We start from the raw sequence: 19,913 nt of genomic DNA, 5'->3' as shown, positions 1-19,913 counted from the left end.
GTGCCCTCTCACCGGAAGCGCGGTTCGCGCCCGTATTGTCCTGCTCGCGGAAAGCGTGACGCAAGCGAAAACGCCGTGTGCGCGGGCGTTCCCGAACGACGGGCGCCCGTTCCCGGACCCCGTCAGCGCCTTCGCCCGTCCCTCCGATCGCCTCCCCCGGCGTGGGGGCGTCAGCGGGGCCGCTCGTACCCTGGTGCGATGCCAGCGATCTATCTGATCCGCCACGGGAAGGCCTCCCCCGAGGCGGAGGACTACGACGAGTTGAGCCCGACCGGCTACGAGCAGGCGCGCCTGCTGGGCGCCGAACTCCGGCGGCGCGGCCCCCGCGTCGGCCGCGTGGTGACCGGCGCACTGCGCCGCCAGCGCCAGACGGCGGCCGCGGCCCTGGCCGAGGCGGGCCTGGACCTGGAGCCGGTCGGCGACGAGCGGTGGAACGAGTACGACCACCTCGGCCTTCTGGGCGCCCACCCGGGCGCGACCGGCTCGCTCCAGGAGCGGCTCGACGCCTCCCTGTCCTCGTGGATCGAGGCCGGGGGCAGCGGTCCGGGCACCTGGGAGGGCTTCCGGAGCGGGGTCCGGCAGGCGCTGGACGACCTGGTCGCCGGACTGGGCAGGGGGGAGACCGCGCTGGTCTTCACCTCCGCCGGGGTGATCGCGACGGTGTGCTCGACCCTGCTGGGCACGGCGCCCGCCGGGTTCCTGGCCCTGAACCGCGTGGTGGTCAACGGTTCGGTGAGCAAGCTGCTGCACGGCCGGGGCGGCACCCGACTGCTGTCCTTCAACGACCACGCCCACCTGGAACAGGGCGGTCCCGCGCTGATGACCTACCGCTGAACGCACGTGCGGCCCGACGCGCGCCCGGTGCAAACCGACCGGTTGGTACCGCCCCCTGGGCGGCCGGTGCGACCGCGTGCGGCCCCCGGCTTCCCGGCTCCGGCCCGGCCCGCGCCCTCGCGGGTCGGGGCCGGAGCGCACACAGCCCCGCGGACCCCTGGTCCGATCGGTCCGCGGAGGACGCCCCCGAGGGGCCGGGCGCGGTCCTGCCGCCCGGCTCACCCCGCCTGGGCGCCGTCCGCCTCCCGGCGCTCGGCATCGCGCCGCAGCACCGCGCGCAGGGCCAGTTCGTAGCCGAAGACCCCGCACCCGGCGACGTAGCCCGCGGCCACCGGCGCGGTCACCGAGGTGTGCCGGAACTCCTCGCGCGCGTAGACGTTGGAGATGTGCACCTCCACCACGGGCGCCTCGACCGCGTCGATCGCGTCGCGCAGCGCGATGCCGTAGTGCGCGTAGGCGCCGGGGTTGAGCACCACCCCGGCCCAGTCGCGGGCGGCGTGGATCCGGTCCACCATCACGCCCTCGCTGTTGCTCTGCGCGCACACCACCCGCACGCCCAGCTCCTCGCCGAGGGAGACCACCCGCCGTTCGACCTCCGCCAGGGTGGTGGTGCCGTACTGCCCGGGGTCGCGGGTGCCCAGCAGGTTGAGGTTGGGGCCGTTGAGCAGCAGGACGGTGCGGGAGGGGTCGGACACAGCGGACATGCGGGTCAGCGCTCCTTCTCGGGTCGGTGGCAGCAAGCTTAGGGCCCGGGCGGCGCCGTGGCCCCGGTCGCCCCGGAGTCCCGCGGACGGGGTAGCATACCGACCAGTCGGTCCATGATTCCGAGGAGGCGACCCGTGGCGTCCACCCTGCTGTCCACGCGCGACCTGCACTTCCTGCTCTACGAGTGGCTCGACACCGAGGCGCTCACCAGACGCCCCCACTACGCCGACCACTCGCGCGAGACCCTCGACGCCGCGCTGGAGCTGGCCGAACGCGTGGCCACCGACCACTTCGCGCCGCACAACAAAACCAACGACGCCAACGAGCCCCGCTTCGACGGCGAGCGCGTCCACGTCATCCCCGAGGTGGGGAGGGCCCTGGAGGTCTACGCCGAGACCGGGCTGAGCGCCGCCGGGATGCCCGCCTCCGTGGGCGGCGCCCAGGTCCCGCACGTGGTCTCCAGCGCGTGCGGCGCCTACTTCCAGGCCGCCAACCTGGGCACCTCGGCCTACCCCTTCCTCACCTCGGGCAACGCGCGCCTGCTCCTGGCGCACGGCACCCCCGAGCAGGTCGACACCTGGGTGCGCCCCATGGTGGAGGGGCGCTTCACCGGGACCATGTGCCTGTCCGAGCCGCAGGCGGGCAGCTCTCTGGCCGACATCACCACCCGCGCCGAGGAGGACGGGGAGGGCGGCTACCGGCTGTTCGGCAACAAGATGTGGATCTCTGCGGGCGACCACGAGCTGACCGAGAACATCGTGCACCTGGTGCTGGCCAAGATCCCCGGCGGTCCGCCCGGGGTCCGGGGCATCTCCCTGTTCGCCGTGCCCAAGTACCTGCTGGAGGCCGACGGGACGATCGGCGAGCGCAACGACGTCGTGCCCGCCGGGCTCAACCACAAGATGGGCTACCGGGGCACCGTCAACGCGCTGCTCAACTTCGGCGAGGGCCGCCACACCCCCGGCGGGCGGCCGGGCGCGGTGGGCTACCTGGTCGGCGAGCCCCACCAGGGGCTGAAGTACATGTTCCACATGATGAACGGGGCCCGGATCGGGGTGGGCGCGGGCGCCGCCGCCGTCGGCTACACCGGCTACCTCAAGTCGCTGGCCTACGCCCGCGAACGCCTCCAGGGCCGCCCGCTGGGCGACAAGGACCCCGGGCGGCCGCAGGTCCCCATCGTCGAGCACACCGACGTGCGCCGGATGCTGCTCGCCCAGAAGAGCTACGTCGAGGGCGCGCTCGCCCTGGTGCTGTACTGCGCCCGGCTGGTGGACGAGACCGCGAGTGCCGAGGACGACAAGGCGCGCGAGCGGGCCCACCTGCTGCTGGACGTGCTCACGCCGATCGCCAAGAGCTGGCCCTCCCAGTGGTGCGTGGAGGCCAACAGCCTGGCCATCCAGGTGCACGGCGGGTACGGGTACACGCGCGAGTACGACGTGGAGCAGCACTACCGGGACAACCGGCTCAACCCGATCCACGAGGGGACCCACGGCGTCCAGGCCCTGGACCTGCTGGGCCGCAAGGCCGTGCTCGACGGCGGCTCCCGACTGTCGCTGCTGGTGGAGACCGCGCGCGCCACCGCGGACCGGGCCCGGGAGCTGGGCGGGCGCGAGGCCGAGTACGCGGCGCTGCTGTCGGAGGCCCTGGACCGGACCGCGGAGACGGCCGCCGAGGCCTGGGCCGAGGGAGACCCGGCGGTGGCGCTGGCCAACGCCACCCCCTACCTGGAGGCGGTGGGACACGTGGTGGTCGCCTGGATGTGGCTGGAGCAGCTGGTGGCCGCGCACGGGCGCGAGGGCGGCTTCTACGAGGGCAAGCGCGCCGCGGCGGCGTACTTCTTCCGGCACGAGCTGCCGCGCACCGGGCCGCAGTTCGACCTGGTGGCCTCGCGCGACCGCACGGTGCTGGACGTCTCGCCCGACGTCCTCTGAGGGGCGGCGGGGGAGGCCGGGGCGCGTATGCCCCGGCCTCCCGGCCCCCGGACGCGGAACGCCCCAACGAAGGAAGGACTGCGCCGTTCAGCCCCCGACCGGGCAAAGGCGTTCGGTCTCGGGCACGTCCAGGACGAAGACGCGGCCCAGGTCGGCCTCCTCGTAGCCGTGGTCGATGTTGGCCACCCGCACGCGCTCGGGGCTGACCTCCACGATCCGCACCCTGATCGGCTCCTCCCGCCCGGGAAGGCTGAGCAGCCAGGGGTCGGCCAGGTAGGACAGTCCCCAGGCGTCCAGGACGGCGCGGGCGGAGTCCTCGTCACCGGGACCGTCGAGCGGACGGCCGAAGGGGGTGACGGGGCGGTAGCGCCCCTCCCCCGCGGGTTCGAGGTAGCCGAGCACCTCGCCGTCCTCGTCGCGGCGGTGCACCGGCCAGTCCTCGGGGATCACGCTTCCTCCTTCCGGTCGAGCCGCTGGCGTGCGTAGAACGCCATGGCCTCGTGCTGGTAGTCGGCCAGTCCCGGGGCACAGCCCTCGTAGACCTCGCGCCAGGGTCCCTCCTCGGCGTAGCTCCGGCCCAGGTTCTCGAACGCGCCCGCGTCGGGCGTCCACGCCCACATCCGACTCACCACCAGGTAGTGGACGTGCACCTCGGCCTGGACCGCCGGGTCGTCGGGCGGGATGCCCGCGACCAGGTGGGCGGCCATGCGCCGCAGCTGGTCCGCGGCCTCGTCGCGGTACCGCTCCCGGTCGTCCTCGGTCATCCCCTCCGTGGTCCGCCGCGCCCGCTCCCACGTGTGCGGCCACTCGACGCGGGCGCGCTCGCTGTAGTCGGACGTGTCGAACCCGGCGAACAGGTCCTCGGGGTGGTGTACGGCCTTCATGGCGTCTGCCTCCTCCAATGCGTCGACGGTACGACGCACGGTGGCGACGAGGGTGTCGACGCGGTCCCGCTCGACCAGCAGGGCGCGCAGGTGGTCGCGCAGCGCCCCGGTCCGATCCCCGCGCTCGTCCAGCACGCGGGCGATGTCCGACAGCCCCATGCCCAGCTCGCGCATCACCAGGATGTGCTGGAGGCGCAGCAGCTGGCCGTGCCCGTAGTGGCGGATCCCGCCAGGGCCGATCCGCTCGGGCTCCAGCAGGCCGATCCGGTGGTAGTGCCGCAGGGTGCGGGAGGTGACGCCGCTCATACGGCACACCTCTCCCATCGACCAGGACATCGCGGTCTCTCCCTCGTCGGGCCGGTCCCTCCGGCCCGGGGAACGACGTTAGGCGTTGACGCTACGTCAACCGCAACACGTTCTCGTCCGGGTTTTCCCGCGCCCGCGCGGACGCGGGAAAACCCGGACGCGGGGACCAGCGGGCCGTGTGGTCCAGCCCGCCCCGTGTGGAGGCAGACGCGGGAAAACCGCTTCGGCGCGGGCGGGGCCCTGTGCCAGGCTGGGCCCATGTCCGATCCTCGTCGCGCGCTGCTTCGCTGGCAGTTCGACTTCACCTGGTCCCTGTTCGAGTACCACCTGGAGCGCCTGGAGCCCGGCGACCTGCTCTGGGAGCCCGGCCCCCTGTGCTGGACGGTGCGCCGGGACGGCGGGGGCCGCTGGGTGCCCGACTGGGCGGACACCGAACCCGACCCCGTGCCCGTCCCCACCGCGGCCTGGGTCACCTGGCACATCGGCTGGTGGTGGTCCACGGCCCTGGACCACCTGCGGGGGCGCGTTCCGCGCGGGCGCGAGGAGGTCCACTGGCCGGGCCCGGAGGAGGCGGCCGACTGGCTGCGCGCACTGCGGACGCAGTGGCTGGAGGTGCTGGAGGGGCTCACCGGCCCGGACCTGGACGGCCCCGCCGCGTTCCCCTGGCCGCCGGACTCCGGGCTGTCGGTCGAGCACACGGCCGCCTGGGTCAACGGCGAGCTGATGAAGAACGTGGCCGAGCTCGGGCAGCTGCGGCTGCTGCGGGTCGCGTCGGCGTCCGAGGTCTGACACCCGCCGAGGACGGGTGGGCGGGGCGCTCATCACGGCGGGCCGAGAACGTGTCCGGTGTGACGTGTGCGGTTCCTCGCCGGTGCTCCCGCTCCCGGCGGCACCGCGGGCCGTCGGGGGTGCCGCGGGGAGCGGGATCGCCTCCGGGGCGCGCCCCGGAGGACCCCGCCGGTCACAGCGCTAACGGCGGGCCGGACCGCTGGCCAGCGCGACCAGGGCGCCGAGCACCGACAGGGCCGCCAGCAGCAGGAACACCGCCGGGTAGCCGCCCAGGGGCCCGGCCAGCAGCGCGCACGCCCCCGGCGCCAGGGCCATCGTGAGCATGAGCGGGGTGTGCATGATGCCGTTGAGCGTGGTGTAGTGCTCCTCCCCCCAGCGGTCCGCCACGGCCGTGGCCTGGAGCAGGGTGAGCACGCCCCGCGCGGCGCCCACCAGCGCCGCCGCGGTCATGACCAGCCACAGCGGCCCGCTGACCAAGGAGATCAGGCCGGTCGCCCCGGCGCAGGCCAGGAGCGCCGCGGCGATCCGGTGCACCGCCCCGCTGTACCGCGCCAACGGGGCGTAGACGAGGCGGCCCAGCACCTGGCCCACGCCCACGGCGCTGAGCGTCCAGGCGGCCTCGGCGGTGCCGAACCCGCGCCCCTCCATGAGCGGGACGACACCGACCACGACCGCGTACACAGTGAGGGTGCCCAGGGCGAGCGCCGTGGTCAGCGCCCAGAACGCACCGCTGCGGACCACCCCGCGCACCGCCCGGCGGTGCCCGGCCCGGTCGGCGGTGCCGCCGGGAGTCCAGGGCGGGGTCAGGGCCAGGGCGTGCAGCGGCAGCACCACCAGGGCCAGGACCAGGGCGAGGGCGAGGTAGGCGCCGCGCCAGCCGACCTGCGCCTCCAGGGCGGCGGTCAGCGGGGCGAAGACGGTGCTGGCCAGCCCGCCGACCAGGGTGAGGGCGGTGAGCGCCCGGACCCTGCCCGGCCCGTACCAGCGGGTCAGGGCGGCGAAGGCGGGCGGGTAGGAGAGCCCGGCCACGGCGACTCCGGCCACCTGCCAGGCCGCGCCGAAGAACCACAGGTTCGGGGCCAGGGCCAGTCCGGCGACGGCGACCGCGCCCAGCAGGGCCGCCGCGGTCATCACCGGCCGGGGGCCGCGCACGCGCAGCCAGCGGGCCACCAGGGGCCCGCCCAGTCCGGCCACGACCTGGGACCCGGAGAACAGGGCGATGACGGCGGGCAGGGACCAGCCGGTGTCCTCGGCGATGGCGGGCGCCAGCACGGGGAAGGCGTAGAACAGCACTCCCTGGCTGGCGGTGACGGTGACGCACAGGGCGGCCAACGCCCTGCGCGCGTCCGTGCCGGAGGGGGCCCGGCCCGACGCGCGGAGGGGTCGGTGTGTCATGCGCGCCGCCCGCGCGGTGCCGGTCGGGTGTTCGGGGGAAGCGGGGGAACGGGGACAGGGTTCCGTTGCGCTTGCACGGGGGACTCCTCGCCCTGGGAGGGGCAGACCCAGGGATCGAACGGACAGGTGACACGTTCGTGTACATACCCGCGCCACTACACCGAGTATTCACCGAATGGCTATCTGTCGCTTACCTGGAATTCCAGCTTTTGTCCCCCGGAATGGGGACCAGTCCCCCCACCACACACGGAGAGGACGGCGCCGCCCCCGGACGAGCGCCGCCCCCGGGATCGCGGGCAGGCGTCCACCCGGAACCCGGAGCCGTTCCGGGCGTCCCCTAAGCGGCTCCGTGCCAGGGACCCGGACGGCTCGCGTCCCCGACGGCTCACGCCCCGGACAACTCACGTCCCGAGCGGCTCACGGCCGTGGCAGCCCGGGCGTCCCGCGTTCCGGGCAGCCCACATCCCGGGCGACCCGCGCCCCGGACGCCTCAGCCCACGTAGCGCCGCGCCCGGGACTCCCTGCGGGGCGCCTCCAGGGTGCGCAGCCCGCGCTCCACACCCGGCGGGACCGGCGCGCGTTCCCTCAGCACCCAGGGCAGCCCCCCGAGCGCCTCGGCGACGGCCATCGCGCTCGACAGGTCGCGCGGCACCGACCGCAGCACCGACCACGTGTGCCGCCACGCCCCGTCCACCGGGCGCCGCAGCCACGCGGTCCACAGGGTGTTGCGGATGCCCAGGCGCCGCCGCCGGGTGGGGTCGCGCACCGGCGAGGCGGCGTGGTGGGCGACCGTGTCCTCGTCCCAGCACATCCACCACCCGGCGGCGGCCAGGTCCAGCGCCAGCAGCTCCTCCTCCCCGCCCATCCACAGGCGCCGGGAGAAGCCCCCCGTCTGCCAGAAGGCGCGGACGCGGAACACGGTGACCCCGGCGAGCACCCCGAGCAGGGCGGGACCCGGCAGCCAGTCCGGCCCGGGCACCGGCGAGTGGCGCAGCTCCGGGGTGAGGGGGTCCTCCCCGCCCCCGGGCTCCACGATCAGCCGCGCCGTCACCGAACCCAGCCCGGGATGGGCGTCCAACAGGTCGGCGGCCCGCTCCAGGGAGCCCGGTTCCCACCAGGTGTCGTCGTCGCAGAAGGCGACGTAGGGCGTGTCCAGGGCCTCCACCCCGACGTTGCGGCCCACCGAGCCCAGGTTGGCCCCCGCCCGGACGAGCCGCACCCACCGGTGGCGTTCGGCGACGGCCGCGGCCGTGCCGTCGCGCGAGGCGTTGTCCACGACGACGGTCGGCGGCGGCCCCGGCAGGTCCGCCAGCCGGTCCAGGGTGCGCAGCAGTTCCTCCCGGCGGTCGCGGGTGATGACCACGACGCCCACGCGCGCGCTCCGGTTCATGCCTCCTCCAACAGGGCCAGGTCCCGTTCCACGTGCGCGGGCACCGGACGGCGCCGGGCCAGCACCGCGGGCAGGACCCGCAGCGCCCCGGTCAGGGCGCCGCGCGAGACGGGGTCGCGCAGCGAGCGCCCGGCCAGCCGGGCCGTGCGCGCCAGGGCCAGGCCGGGGCGGCGGCGCAGCCAGACCGTCAGCAGGGCGTTGCGCTCCTCCAGCGTGCGCCGCCACAGGCCGGGCGGACGCGCCGAGGACGGGTGGTGGTGCACGCGCACGTGCTCCAGGTGGCACAGCTCCCACCCCGAGGCCGCCAGGTCCTGGGCCAGGAGTGCCTCCTCCCCGGCGAAGAACAGCAGGTGGCTGAAGCCGCCCGCCTCCGTGAACGCCGCGCGCCGCACCACGGCGGCGCAGGCCAGGAACCCGAGGATCCGCGGGCCGGGCAGGCCGTCGCCGTCCGGGAGCGGGCTGTGGGCCAGCGCCCCGTTGAGCGGGTCGGGCCGCCCCTCCTCGCCGACGAACACCGACGCGGCGACCAGCCCCAGGCGCGGGTGGGCGTCCAGGGCGTCGGCCGCCGCCTCCAGCGCCCCCGGCGCCCACCAGGAGTCGTCGTCGCAGAAGGCGACGTAGGGCGTCCGGGCGCGCGCCACCCCGGTGTTGCGGGCGACGCAGCCGGTGTTGCGGTCCTGGCGCACGAGTTCGACGTCGGGGAACCCCTCGCGCACGGCCTCGGCGGTGCCGTCGGTGGAGGCGTTGTCCACGACCACCACGGGCGGGCGGGGCTCCAGCAGTTCCAGGTGCCCCAGCGTGCGCAGCAGCTCCTCGCGCCGGTCGCGGGTGGCCACCACCACGGTGACCCGTGAGCGCTCCGGATTCCCCACGCTGGCCCTCTCTCCCCTCTCGTGTCCCGATCCGCGCCTTCGCCGCGGTTCCGTACTCGTGGCGGGGTCCGGCGCTCCGGACTCGCCACGAGTACGAGGGCACCGCGAACCGGGACCTCTGGCGTCACACCGGTACCGTTTCCGGTCCGGCCCTCAGTTGGCGGGCGCGGTCCCCTCGGGCAGGTCCTCGTAGCGGTCGCGCTGGTCCACGAAGTAGGCGACGGTACGGCGCAGCCCCTCGTCCAGGCGGACGCGCGGCCTCCAGCCCAGGGCCTGCTCGGCCAGGCGGATGTCGGGGCGCCGGAAGTGCGGGTCGTCCTCGGGGCGTTCGACGAAGGTGATCTCCGACCGGGTCCCGGTGACGCCGAGGACGACGCGTGCCAGGTTCAGCACGGACAGCTCCTCGTCGCTGCCGATGTTGACCGGCCCCGTCGTCTCGCTGTCGGCCAGGGCGATCAGGCCCCGCACGGTGTCGTCCACGTAGCACAGCGACCGCGTCTGGTGGCCGTCGCCCGCCACCGTCAGCGGCCTGCCCTCCAGCGCCTGGTTGACGAAGGTGGGCACCATGCGGCCGTCGTCGGCGCGCATGCGCGGCCCGTAGCAGTTGAAGATGCGGGCGATGCCCACGTCGGCCCCGCGGGCGCGGTGGTGGGCCATGGTCAGCGACTCGGCGTAGCGCTTGGCCTCGTCGTAGACGCTGCGCGGGCCGACCGGGTTGACGTTGCCCCAGTAGGTCTCGCGCTGCGGGTACTCCAGCGGGTCGCCGTACACCTCGCTGGTGGAGGCCAGGACCAGGCGGGCGCCGTGGCGCTCGGCGCACTCCAGCGCGTTGCGGGTGCCCAGGCTGCCCACCTCCAGCGTCTCCACCGGCAGGCGCAGGTAGTCCGGCGGGGACGCGGCCGAGGCCAGGTGGAACACCGTGTCCACGGGTTCCTCCAGCGTGAACGGTTCGGTGAGGTCGGCCTCCATCAGCTCGAACCAGGGGTGCCCGGCCAGGTGCGCCACGTTCTGCGCCCGGCCGGTGGCGAAGTTGTCCAGGCACACCACGCGTGTGCCCCTCTCCAGCAGCCGTTCGCACAGATGGGAGCCGAGAAACCCGGCGCCACCGGTGACCAGGGCCCTACCTCTCGACGCGTGCTCGCGCATCGTCGCCCACCTCCTCGGATGGTCTCACCGCTTACCTGGGTGCTGTTCTGTGGCCCCTGGGGCCTGTCTTGTGAACGGAGTCTTGGCGTGAGGGGGGTGGTTCGGGCGCCCACGGGGTTCTGGAGGTGCCGCAGGTGAGACCGCGAGGAACGAGCCGTCTCACCGGAGACACCGAAGGTTCCCGTGCTTCGGGCGCCCGAACGCGGGCCGAAGCGAAGCGGAGGCCCCGAAAGACACCGGTCAGGGCCAGGACGTCTCCTGCGAGGGGCAGATCACCATCTCGCGCACCTCGCAGCCGGGCGGCTGGCTCAGCGCGAACACCACCGCGCGGGCCACGTCCTCGGGCGCGTTGAGCTTGGCGTCCGGTCCCGGCTTGTACTGGTCGGGGCGGTCGTCGAAGAAGGAGGTGCTCATGCCCCCGGGGACCAGGAGCGTCACCCCGACCTGTCCGGCGAGTTCGGCGGCCAGCGCCCGGGTGAAGCCCACGACCCCGAACTTGGAGGCGCAGTAGGCCGTGGCGTCGCTGAGCGCGCGCAGGCCGAGCGTGGAGGCGCAGTTGACCACCGTGCCCCGGGAGGCGCGCAGGTGCGGCAGGGCGGCGCGGGTCACGGCGGCGGTGCCGATGAGGTTGACCTGGATGACCCGCTCCCAGTCCTCGGCGGACACGTCGGTAAGCGTGCCGCAGGCGTCGGTCCCGCCCGCGTTGACCAGGGCGTCGATGCGGCCGTGCTGGACGCTGACCTGCTGTACGGCGCGCTCGACCGCCTCGCGGTCGGCCAGGTCCACCTGGTAGAAGGACAGGTTGTTGCCGGGGTGCTGCCGGTCCAGGATGATCGGGTGGCCGCCCCCGTCGGCCACGGCCCGCGCGGTGGCCGCTCCCAGGCCCGAGGACCCTCCGGTGATCAGCGTGTTTCCGAGTGGACGCATCTGTCTCCCTCGTTCTCCGTCGTCGTTCGTCGCTGTCCGTCGTTCGTTTCCGACTTCCCGGGCTCCGGGGCCGGGGCGTCCGGTCCCGGGGCCCTCAGCGGGCGGGTACCCCGTCGCGGCCCCGGCCGCGGATGCGGGTGATCAGCCCGGTCGTGGAGTGGCCGGGCACGAGGGGCACGGTGACCACCTCCCCCCCGGCCCTCCGCACGACGGGCGTCTCGGGCAGGTCCTCCACCTCGTAGTCGCCGCCCTTGACCCACACGTCGGGCCGCAGCTCCTCCAGGGCGCGCACGGGCGTGTCCTCGTCGAAGACGACCACCTCGTCCACGCAGTCGAGCGCGCCCAGCACGCGGGCGCGGTCCTGTTCGGCGACCACCGGACGGCCGCTGCCCTTGAGCGCGCGCACGGAGGCGTCGCTGTTGAGCAGGACCACGAGGCGGTCGCCCAGGGCGCGGGCGCGGTGCAGCAGGTCGACGTGACCCGCGTGCAGGACGTCGAAGCAGCCGCCGGTCGCCACGACCCTCTCCGCCCGGCCGCCCTCGCCCGCGCGGGGGCCGGGCACCGCGGTGGCGGTGCTCGGGGCGGCGTAGGCCGAGGCCCCGCCCCCGGCGACGAAGGCCGAGGCGGAGGCGACCCCGCGTCGGACGGCGTCGCGTACGTCGTCGCCGTCGGCGAGCGCCGTGGCGCAGGCGGCGGCGAAGGCGTCCCCGGCGCCGCAGGTGTCGGTCGGCGCGTCGACGGGTGTGCCCGGCAGGAGGGCGCACCCGCCCCCGGCGTCCGACCAGGCGGCGCCGCGCGCGCCGAGGGTGACGGCCACCGAGTGCACGTCCCACGCCCCGGCCAGCTCACCGGCCCGGCGCAGGGCCCGCTCGCCGGTCCCCCCGGCGACCCCGGCCTCGGCGGCGTTGGGCGTGGCCAGGCGGGTTCCGGGCACGGGGTCGGCGCCGCGCGGGTGCGGGTCCCACACGAGCGGGACGCCGCGCCGCGCGCAGGCCGCCAGGGCCCGGCGTACGGCGCGCTGGCGGGTGAGCCCGTGCCCGTAGTCGGCCACGAGCACGGCCGCCGCCCCGGCCAGGGCCTCGGCGACGTCCTCGGCGCGGGCGTCGAGTTCCACGCCCTCGCACCCCTGGTCCAGACGGGCCACGGTGCAGCCGTTGGCCTGGACCCGGGTCTTGGTGGGCGTGTGCTCCATCAGGGGCAGCCCCACCAGCCGCACGCCCTCCCCCACGAGCGCGGCCAGTTCGTCGGCGGCCGCGTCGCGGCCCACGGCGGTCACCAGGACCACGTCGCGGCCGTCCTGCCGGGCGCGGCGGGCGGCCAGGGCCGCGCCTCCGGGCCGGTACCAGGGCTCGGGCTCCTCCAGCACGGGCGCGGGCGCGTCGGGGCAGTCGCGCCGGGACACGCCGCGCAGGTCCACGTCGAGCAGGGCGTCGCCGACCACCACCACGGTTCCCCCACTCATGTGGCCGCCCTCCCCTCGGGGACGAAGACCCCGTGCGCGCGGGCGGCGACCTCGGCGTCCACCGCGGCGCAGAACACGTGGACCAGTGCCAGGTGGACCTCCTGCACGGTGGAGGTGCTGGGCGCGGGGACGGAGACCGTCTCCTCGCTGAGCGACTCCAGGGCGCTGGGTCCGGGGCCCGTCAGGGACCAGCAGGTGACGCCGAGTTCCCGCGCGGCCTTGGCCGCGGCGACGACGTTCTCGCTGTTGCCGCTGGTGGACAGGCACACCAGCAGGTCGCCCGGGCGGGCGTGGGCGCGCAGCTGGCGCGCGTAGACCTGGTGGTAGCCGTAGTCGTTGGCGATGGCGGTGACGCTGGAGGTCTCCGCGTGCAGCGCGATGGCCGACAGGGGCTCGCGCTCGTCCTCGAAGCGTCCGGTCAGTTCGGCCGTCAGGTGCTGGGCCTCGGCCGCGCTGCCGCCGTTGCCGCAGGCGAACAGGCGCTGCCCCCCGCTCAGGGCGCGCGCGGCGCGGCGTCCCCACTCCTCGACCAGGGCCGCGTCCGTGCCGTCCAGCGCGGAGCTGAGCTGTCTCAGGTGGGTGTGCATCACTCCTCGCCTCCCCCGGTGGTGGTGGCGACCGGCGTGCTGAGCCCCGCGCGGGGCGCGGGGACGGCCGCACCGGTCGCGGTCGTGGTCACGTGCAGGTAGCACTCCTCGGTGCGCCGGGCCACCTCCGCCCACGAGTAGTGGTCGCGCGCCCGCTCGGCCGCGGCGTCGGCGAAGGAGATCCTGGTCGCCTCGTCCGAGAGCAGCCAGCGCACGGCGCGGCCCAGCCGCTCGGGCGACCTGGCCGGGACGAGGAGCCCGGTCTCCCCGTGCACGACGGTGTCGACGTGGCCGCCCACGCGGGAGGCGACCACGGGGACACCGCAGGCCATCGCCTCGACGGTGGAGATCCCGAACGGCTCGTACCAGGGCACGTTGACGGCCACGTCGGCCGACCTGAGCAGGGCGGGGACCTCGGCGCGGTCCACGCAGCCCAGGAAGCGGACCCTGTCGTCCACGCCCGCGCGCTCGGCGGCCATGCGCAGCCGTACCGCCTCGGGCTGGGTCCACAGGCGTTCGCGGGCGGTTCCTCCGGCGATGACCAGTTCGGCCTCGGGCACCTCGGCCAGCGCGCGGATCACCGTGTCCACGCCCTTGCGCCTGACCAGGCGGCCCAGGCTGAGCAGGCGCGGGCGGTCGCCGCGCTCGGCGGCGGGACCCTCGGCGGTGAAGCGCGAGGTGTCCACGCCGCAGGGCACCACGGCCACGCGCGCGGGCGGGATCCCCCACTCGGCGAGTTCGCGCCGCTCCTCGGTGGAGGTGGCCACGACCATGTCGCACTGACCGGCCACGGCGCGTTCGGTCGGGACGCGCTCGGCGGGGCTGGTGTCGTCCGTGCCCTGGTGGCGGCGCTTGACGGTGCCCAGGGCGTGGAAGGTCTGCAACACGGGCAGGCCCAGGGCGCCGGCCGCCCGCAGGGAGGCGAAACCGCTCATCCAGAAGTGGGCGTGGACGACGTCGGGCCGTTGGACGCGCCAGGCCGCCCGCAGCCGCTGCGCGAACTCGGGCATGTACTGGGGCAGCTCGTCCTTGCTGATCGGGGCCGCCGGTCCGGCGCGCACGTGCTCCACGCGCACGCCCGGGCCCAGGGAGACGCTGTCGGGCCGCTCGGCGTCGGTGCGGCGCGTGTGGACCACGACCTCGTGTCCGCGCGCGGCGAGCGCCGCGGCCAGCTCGGCCACGTGGACGTTCTGGCCGCCCGCGTCCTCTCCGGTGATCGCCGCCAGCGGGCTGGCGTGTTCGGAGACCATGGCGATCCTCATGACGTCACCTCCTGTAGCACCCGGTCCCAGTCGTCGAGGAACCTGGTGAGCCCGTAGCGGCGCAGTGCCGCCGCACGGGCGGCCTTGCCGGTGCGAAGGGCGAGGTCGCGATCCTCATGGAACGCGCGCAGCGCCTCCGCGAGTACTCGGGGGTCGGTCGAGACGGTGCCCGCCTCGGGCGGTACGGCCTCGTAGGCCTCGGTCGTGCCCAGGGCGGCCACGGGCAGGCCCAGCATCATCGCCTCGATGAGGGACAGTCCGAGCGAGGTCCACCGCAGCGGGTGGGCGTAGGCGCGGCGGCGGGCCAGTTCGTCGTGCATGGCGTCCTGGGGCAGGTCCTCGTGGGCGCGCAGCCGCGAGGGCGCCAGCCCGAGGTGCTCGGAGATCCCGGCCACGCCCATGCCGAACAGGTCCAGGGGCACGCTCCCGGCGAGCGCGGGCAGCAGGTCGGTGCCGGTGAAGCGCCAGCGGCGCAGGGGCTCGTTGAGCACCACGCCCGTGCGGAGGACCTCGCCGGTGTAGCGGTACCCGGGGTCGGGCACGCCGTGTTCGACCACGCGGGTGGGCGCGCGCCCGCAGTCCCAGAACAGGTCGTTGAAGTGGGTGACGTGGACGACGGGGATGTCGTTGCGGTCGGCGACGGGGTGCCGGGTGACCGGCACGTCCCGGCGCGGGGTGTTGTGCTCGACGTAGACGGCGGGCACGTCCCGGCCCGGCACGCGGCCCAGGAGCTCCTCGGCCAGGGCGATCTCGTGCGGTCGCTGGAGGACCACCAGGTCGGGTTCGCTGTCGCGCACCGCCCCAAGGGGCAGCTCCTCGGCGTTGGCGGGCCAGTCCCAGGTGCGGGCGCGGCCCCGCCCGTCGGGCCCCCGGTCCGGGGTCACCGGCAGCAGGCAGGTGTGCCCGCCGTGGACGAACGCGGTCGTCCACGAGCCGTGGACGTGCCAGAGCAGGATCCGCAGCACGCGCGCGGGCGTCCGGGCCCGGCCCTGCGCCATGCCCCGGGGTGCGTGCGCCGGGATCGTGGGCGTCGGGTGGTGGATGGTCATCGTGCCCCCAGGAGTTCGTCGACGGCGGTCAGGACGTCGTCGGAGGAGACGGAGTTCAGGCAGGGATGGCCGGGTACGGGGCAGACCCGGGCCCGGGTGTCGGCGCAGGGCGCGAGCTGGTCACCCAGGACGCGGACCGCGGTGCCGTGGGGCGCCCACGCGGAGGCGGGCACGACCGGGGAGAAGAGCGAGACCACGGGTGTGCCGACGGCGGCGGCCAGGTGGGCGGGGCCGGTGTTGCCCGAGACCAGGACGGCGGCGCGGTCGAGCACGTCGGCCAGTTCGGTGACGGTGGTGCGCCCGGCCAGGTCCGCCGCGCCGTGCGCGGCGACCTCGCGGGCCATCTCGGCCTCCCCGGCGGTGCCGGTGACCAGGACCCGGTGGCCGCGTTCGGCCAGCGCGGCGACGGTCTTGGCGGCCAGGGCGGGCGGCAGCTCCCGGGAGGGGGCGTCCGCGCCGACGTGGACCACCGCGTACCCGTCGGGCCCGGTCAGCTCCCGGGTGTCGGGCAGCGGGCGGCGCACGGCCAGGCGCCCGTCGTCGCCGGGGGGCGGCGGATACCCGGCCGCGCGTGCCAGGGACAGCATCCGCTCGGCCTCGGGGATCGCGTGGGCCACGTGGTGGCGCACGTCGAGCAGGCTGCCCGGGTAGTCCTCGCTGACGGCCGAGACGCGGGGCACCCCGGCCATGCGCAGGAGCAGGGCCAGCGGCAGCGGCGACTGGTGGAAGGAGGTCAGGATCACGGCGGCGTCCGCGCCGAGGCCGGACAGGCGTTCCACGAGGCGGGTGACGTCGGCGGCGTCCACCGGCGGCGGGTCGGCGGCGATCCAGGGCGCGCACCAGGTCAGGACGCCGTCCACACCCGGCAGCGTCGCGGCGGTCTCCGCGCCACGGGGTCCGGCGAGGTAGACGACCCGGTCGGCTCCGTGGGCGACGGCGCGCACGGCCGGTCCGGACAGCAGGACGTCCCCCATGCTGTCCAGGCGCGCCACGATCACGGTTCCCCCGCTCACGAAGCGTCCCTTCCGAGCAGGCGCAGGACGGCGGCCTCCAGGTCGGGCGCGGTCTCGGGCGCGGAACGGCACTCGGCGTCCAGGGTGGCGGCGGTGGGCACGAGCACCCCGCGCGCGCCCGCGGCCCGCGCGGCGTCCACGTCGGCGCCGATGTCGCCGACCAGTGCGCAGCGGGAGGGCGGCAGGCCCAGTTCGGCCGCGGCGGAGCGGACCATGCCGGGCGCGGGCTTGCGGCATCCGCAGCCGTCCTCCTCGCCGTGCGGGCACACGCGCCACACGTCGAAGGGGCCCAGCAGTTCCTCCACGCGCCGGTTGACCGCGTCCACCTGGTCGCGGGTGATCAGTCCGCGGGCGATGCCCGACTGGTTGCTGACCACCCCGACGGCGAGTCCGGCGCCGCGGGCCAGGGCGAGCGCCCGTTCGGCCGAGGGCGTGGGGCGCACCTTGTCGGGGTCGCCGTTGTAGGGGACGTCCTCGACCAGGGTGCCGTCCCTGTCGAACAGCACGGCCGCCACCCCCGGGGCGGGCCGCGCCCCGGCGTGGCGGATCTCGCCGCGCAGCCGCTGCCAGCAGGCCAGGGGCGGGATGAGCGCGCTGGTCACCAGCATGTCGGTGACCTCGTCGCGGGTGGCGGGTCCGCCTCGGATCCGGCGCCGGGCGAACGCGGCGGTGCGCGCGGTCCACAGCGCGGCGCACGCGGCGGCCGCGGCGCGGCGCCCGGTCAGGGCCGCCCCAGCGGCGCCCAGCAGGGCGGCCGTGGTGAGGACGTGCCCGCGCAGCCCGCCGGGGCCCTCCCCGACCCGGTTGCGCCAGCCGCGCCCGTGCAGGCGGTCCATCAGCGCGTTGTCGGCGTTGCCGCGCTGGGCGGCCAGGCTCGCCCAGCGCCCGCCGCCGCGCAGCGGGTGCACGCACTCGCGTTCGCCGGGCACGAGGACGAACCCGGCGCCCACGACCCGCAGGGCCAGGTCGGTGTCCTCGCGGTAGGCGCGCGGGAAGCGGGCGTCGAAGCCGCCGACCGTCTCCAGGGCGCTCCTGCGGTAGGCCATGTCGGCGGTGATCCAGCGTGCGCCCTCCAGGGCCAGGGTGGCCCGTTCGGCGTCCGTGGGCCGGTGCCCGCGCGGGCGGGGCACGGTGATGCGGCCCTGGCTGGCGCCCACCTCGGCGGGCAGGTCGGCCAGGTCGGCGCGAAGGCGCCGCGGCCAGTCCGCGGGCGGGGCCACGTCGTCGTCCAGGAAGGCGATCCACTCGGTGGCGCAGGCGTGCCACCCGGCCTGGCGGGCGGCTGCGGGGCCGCCTCCCCCGGTGCGCAGGACGCGCACCCGGGCGTGGTCGGTCCCGGGCAGCCGCGCGGTGTCGTCCGGCGGCCGGTCGTCCACGACGACGACCTCCTCGGGCGCCTCCCGCGGCGGTGCGTCCAGAAGCGGTTCCAGAACGCGGGGCAGGGTGTCGCGCCCCATGGTGGGCACGACCACGGAGTAGCGGGGAGCGCTCACCGGTGCGCCCCCTCGCCCGCGCGGCGGCGCACGACGAACGGGCCGATGGCCAGCAGGTCCACGGGCGCGGACCCGAAGCACTCCAGGGCGTCGCGCGGGGAGTCGACCATGGGCCGCCCGGCGGTGTTGAGGCTGGTGTTGACCAGGACCGGCAGGCCGCTGCGCCGTTCGAAGCGGTCCAGCAGGCGCGCGGTGAGCGGGTCGTCCCGCTCGGCCACGGTCTGGACGCGGGCCGTGCCGTCCACGTGCACCACGGCGGGCAGGCGGTCGCGCCAGTCGGGGTGCACCTCGTGGACGAAGAGCATGTAGGGGCTGGGCAGGGGCCCGCCCGAGAAGATCTCCGACGCCCTGTGCTCGGCCACCATCGGCGCGACGGGGCGGAACTGCTCGCGCCCCTTGACCCGGTTGAGCCGTTCGAGGTTGTCGGGGTTGGACGGGTTGGCGAGCAGGGACCGGTGTCCCAGCGCTCGGGGCCCGTACTCCGCGGCGCCCTGGAACCAGGCCACCAGCGCGTCCCGCTCCAGGGCCTCGGCCACGGTGTCGGCCAGGTCGTCGGGGCGCTCGAAGGCGACGTCGGCCTCGCGCAGGATCGCGTGCAGCTCGTCCTCGTCCCAGGAGCGGCCCAGGGCGGCCCCGGGCATGGGCGCCACGTCCTCCACGAGCGAGGCCGCGTGCAGGGCGCCGCCGAGCGCGGTGCCCGCGTCTCCGGAGGCGGGCTGCACCCAGACGCTCTCGAAGGGCCCCTCTCGGACGATGCGGCTGTTGGCGACGCAGTTGAGCGCGACCCCGCCCGCCATCGTCAGGTGCGGGCGGCCGGTCCGCTCGTGCAGCCAGCCGACGACGGCCAGGAGGGTCTCCTCCATGGCGGCCTGCACGCTGGCGGCCAGGTTCGCGTGCTCCTTGGAGGGCTCCTGCCCCGGCTCGCACGGGTCGGTGAGGGAGTTCCAGTCCAGGCCCGAGGCGCGGACCAGGCCGTCGCCCTCGTAGCGCACGCACTTGCGGACCGCGTCGAGCATGGTGGGCTCGCCGTAGGAGGCCAGGGCCATCACCTTGTACTCGTCGCTGGAGCGGTGGAAGCCCACGTGTTCGGTCAGCTCCTCGTAGACCAGCCCCAGGGACTCGGGCAGCGGCTGGCGGACCAGCACGTCCAGCTTCCCGCCGGTGTAGACGCCCGCCATGTGCGAGGTGCTCTCGCCGCGGCCGTCGGCCACGAACACCGCGCACTCGCCGCCTCCGGCCTCGGGCGGGGCGGCGAGTCCGGCGGAGGCCGCGTGCGCGACGTGGTGGGGGACGTAGGTGACCTTGGCCGGGTCCAGGCCCGGCAGCGCGGTGGCCAGGAAGTGCGGCGCGCGCTCGACGTAGAACAGGCGCAGGCGTTCCCAGCCGCGGTCCTGTCCGGGCCCGTCGGGGTCGGCCAGCGCGGGGTCGTAGGAGTAGGTGACCGCGTCCAGGTCGTCGGGGCGCAGCCCCGCGCGCTCCAGGCACCAGCGCATCGCCTGCTCCGGAAGCTCCCACGTGGAGAAGGGGACCGCGGCCTTGCCGTGCTTGCGCCGCGAGAACCGTTCCTCCTCCGCCGCCGCGACCGTACGGCCGTCGACGACGATCGCCGCCGCCGGGTCGTGGAAGACGGCGTTGACACCGAGGACACGCATGTAACCGCTCCCTCCTCAGGCCCGGTCTGCGACTCAGACGCCGAGCGCACCCACTCGACTACCAGCAGCAGCGACGCCTAAACATCGGCCACAGGCGAACCGGAACCCGCTCACCAGCACCGACGCGCGCGTGGAAACCGCTCCGTGCACGCCGCCAGCGCACCCGCGGTCCGCCCCGCGGCGGCGGGGGAGCCGTCATGTTTGCCCCCACGGTTG

At 75.5% G+C, this 19,913-nt stretch carries 18 protein-coding genes; 3 read left to right on the top strand and 15 right to left on the bottom strand.

The genetic code is table 11. From position 1 onward, the window contains the following. Positions 1–198: 198 nt before the first annotated feature. Entirely contained in the window at positions 199–834 is a 636-nt protein-coding gene (locus UIS43_RS01625) for a histidine phosphatase family protein (protein ID WP_013152620.1), read from the top strand. 218 nt (positions 835–1,052) lie between these two features. Here UIS43_RS01625 and aroQ read toward each other — a convergent pair whose 3' ends face one another. Then, complete coding sequence (aroQ, locus tag UIS43_RS01620) at positions 1,053–1,538, bottom strand: type II 3-dehydroquinate dehydratase (RefSeq protein WP_071621877.1); 486 nt, start codon at positions 1,536–1,538, stop codon at positions 1,053–1,055. A gap of 135 nt (positions 1,539–1,673) precedes the next feature. On the opposite strand from aroQ, the gene UIS43_RS01615 reads away from it, so the two are divergent. After that, positions 1,674–3,470, top strand: a complete 1,797-nt coding sequence (locus tag UIS43_RS01615) for an acyl-CoA dehydrogenase (RefSeq protein ID WP_370012225.1) — start codon at positions 1,674–1,676, stop codon at positions 3,468–3,470. A gap of 87 nt (positions 3,471–3,557) precedes the next feature. Here the strand turns inward: UIS43_RS01615 and UIS43_RS01610 are convergent, their stop codons facing one another. Then, the gene (locus UIS43_RS01610; RefSeq protein ID WP_019610028.1) at positions 3,558–3,920 is read right to left on the bottom strand and encodes a hypothetical protein; all 363 of its coding nucleotides are present in this window, start codon (positions 3,918–3,920) and stop codon (positions 3,558–3,560) included. After that, positions 3,917–4,690 carry a MerR family transcriptional regulator gene (locus tag UIS43_RS01605; RefSeq protein ID WP_370012223.1) on the bottom strand — a complete coding sequence of 258 codons (774 nt, stop codon included), beginning with the start codon at positions 4,688–4,690 and terminating at the stop codon, positions 3,917–3,919. The genes UIS43_RS01610 and UIS43_RS01605 overlap by 4 nt, the downstream gene beginning before the upstream one ends. 228 nt (positions 4,691–4,918) lie before the next feature. Here UIS43_RS01605 and UIS43_RS01600 point away from each other — a divergent pair, with 228 nt between their 5' ends. Further along, on the top strand, positions 4,919–5,449 hold the full coding sequence (locus tag UIS43_RS01600; protein ID WP_370012222.1) for a DinB family protein: 531 nt from the start codon (positions 4,919–4,921) through the stop codon (positions 5,447–5,449). Between the two features lie 180 nt (positions 5,450–5,629). Here the strand turns inward: UIS43_RS01600 and UIS43_RS01595 are convergent, their stop codons facing one another. The 12 genes from UIS43_RS01595 to UIS43_RS01540 all read right to left on the bottom strand — a co-directional run bounded on the left by UIS43_RS01595 (position 5,630) and on the right by UIS43_RS01540 (position 19,697). Beyond that, entirely contained in the window at positions 5,630–6,844 is a 1,215-nt protein-coding gene (locus UIS43_RS01595; RefSeq protein WP_370012221.1) for an MFS transporter, read from the bottom strand. Between the two features lie 490 nt (positions 6,845–7,334). Further along, positions 7,335–8,234, bottom strand: a complete 900-nt coding sequence (locus UIS43_RS01590) for a glycosyltransferase family 2 protein (protein ID WP_013152615.1) — start codon at positions 8,232–8,234, stop codon at positions 7,335–7,337. After that, positions 8,231–9,106, bottom strand: coding sequence for a glycosyltransferase family 2 protein (locus UIS43_RS01585; protein WP_013152614.1), 876 nt, complete (start codon positions 9,104–9,106; stop codon positions 8,231–8,233). Before UIS43_RS01585 ends, UIS43_RS01590 begins: the two co-directional genes overlap by 4 nt. 153 nt (positions 9,107–9,259) lie before the next feature. Further along, positions 9,260–10,252: a UDP-glucuronic acid decarboxylase family protein gene (locus tag UIS43_RS01580; RefSeq protein ID WP_013152613.1), complete on the bottom strand. Its 993-nt coding sequence runs from the start codon at positions 10,250–10,252 to the stop codon at positions 9,260–9,262. 240 nt (positions 10,253–10,492) lie between these two features. Further along, the gene (locus tag UIS43_RS01575; protein ID WP_370012219.1) at positions 10,493–11,179 is read right to left on the bottom strand and encodes an SDR family oxidoreductase; all 687 of its coding nucleotides are present in this window, start codon (positions 11,177–11,179) and stop codon (positions 10,493–10,495) included. A gap of 94 nt (positions 11,180–11,273) precedes the next feature. Then, the gene (gene rfaE2, locus UIS43_RS01570; protein ID WP_370012218.1) at positions 11,274–12,641 is read right to left on the bottom strand and encodes a D-glycero-beta-D-manno-heptose 1-phosphate adenylyltransferase; all 1,368 of its coding nucleotides are present in this window, start codon (positions 12,639–12,641) and stop codon (positions 11,274–11,276) included. Further along, positions 12,638–13,228: an SIS domain-containing protein gene (locus UIS43_RS01565; RefSeq protein WP_013152610.1), complete on the bottom strand. Its 591-nt coding sequence runs from the start codon at positions 13,226–13,228 to the stop codon at positions 12,638–12,640. The genes rfaE2 and UIS43_RS01565 overlap by 4 nt, the downstream gene beginning before the upstream one ends. After that, complete coding sequence (locus UIS43_RS01560; RefSeq protein ID WP_013152609.1) at positions 13,228–14,490, bottom strand: glycosyltransferase; 1,263 nt, start codon at positions 14,488–14,490, stop codon at positions 13,228–13,230. Before UIS43_RS01560 ends, UIS43_RS01565 begins: the two co-directional genes overlap by 1 nt. After that, positions 14,487–15,539 (bottom strand): glycosyltransferase, encoded by a 1,053-nt coding sequence (locus UIS43_RS01555; protein WP_370012217.1) that lies wholly within the window; start codon positions 15,537–15,539, stop codon positions 14,487–14,489. Before UIS43_RS01555 ends, UIS43_RS01560 begins: the two co-directional genes overlap by 4 nt. Continuing rightward, positions 15,536–16,552 (bottom strand): glycosyltransferase family 9 protein, encoded by a 1,017-nt coding sequence (locus tag UIS43_RS01550; protein WP_013152607.1) that lies wholly within the window; start codon positions 16,550–16,552, stop codon positions 15,536–15,538. Before UIS43_RS01550 ends, UIS43_RS01555 begins: the two co-directional genes overlap by 4 nt. Further along, complete coding sequence (locus tag UIS43_RS01545) at positions 16,549–18,045, bottom strand: HAD-IIIA family hydrolase (protein ID WP_370012216.1); 1,497 nt, start codon at positions 18,043–18,045, stop codon at positions 16,549–16,551. The genes UIS43_RS01550 and UIS43_RS01545 overlap by 4 nt, the downstream gene beginning before the upstream one ends. Then, positions 18,042–19,697: a carbamoyltransferase C-terminal domain-containing protein gene (locus UIS43_RS01540; RefSeq protein WP_071621871.1), complete on the bottom strand. Its 1,656-nt coding sequence runs from the start codon at positions 19,695–19,697 to the stop codon at positions 18,042–18,044. The genes UIS43_RS01545 and UIS43_RS01540 overlap by 4 nt, the downstream gene beginning before the upstream one ends. Positions 19,698–19,913 lie beyond the last annotated feature (216 nt).

Origin of the sequence: Nocardiopsis sp. LDBS0036, from assembly GCF_041228755.1 — a bacterium.
Classification (GTDB): Bacteria; Actinomycetota; Actinomycetes; order Streptosporangiales; family Streptosporangiaceae; genus Nocardiopsis; species Nocardiopsis dassonvillei.
This window is presented reverse-complemented; position numbering and strand designations above follow the sequence as displayed.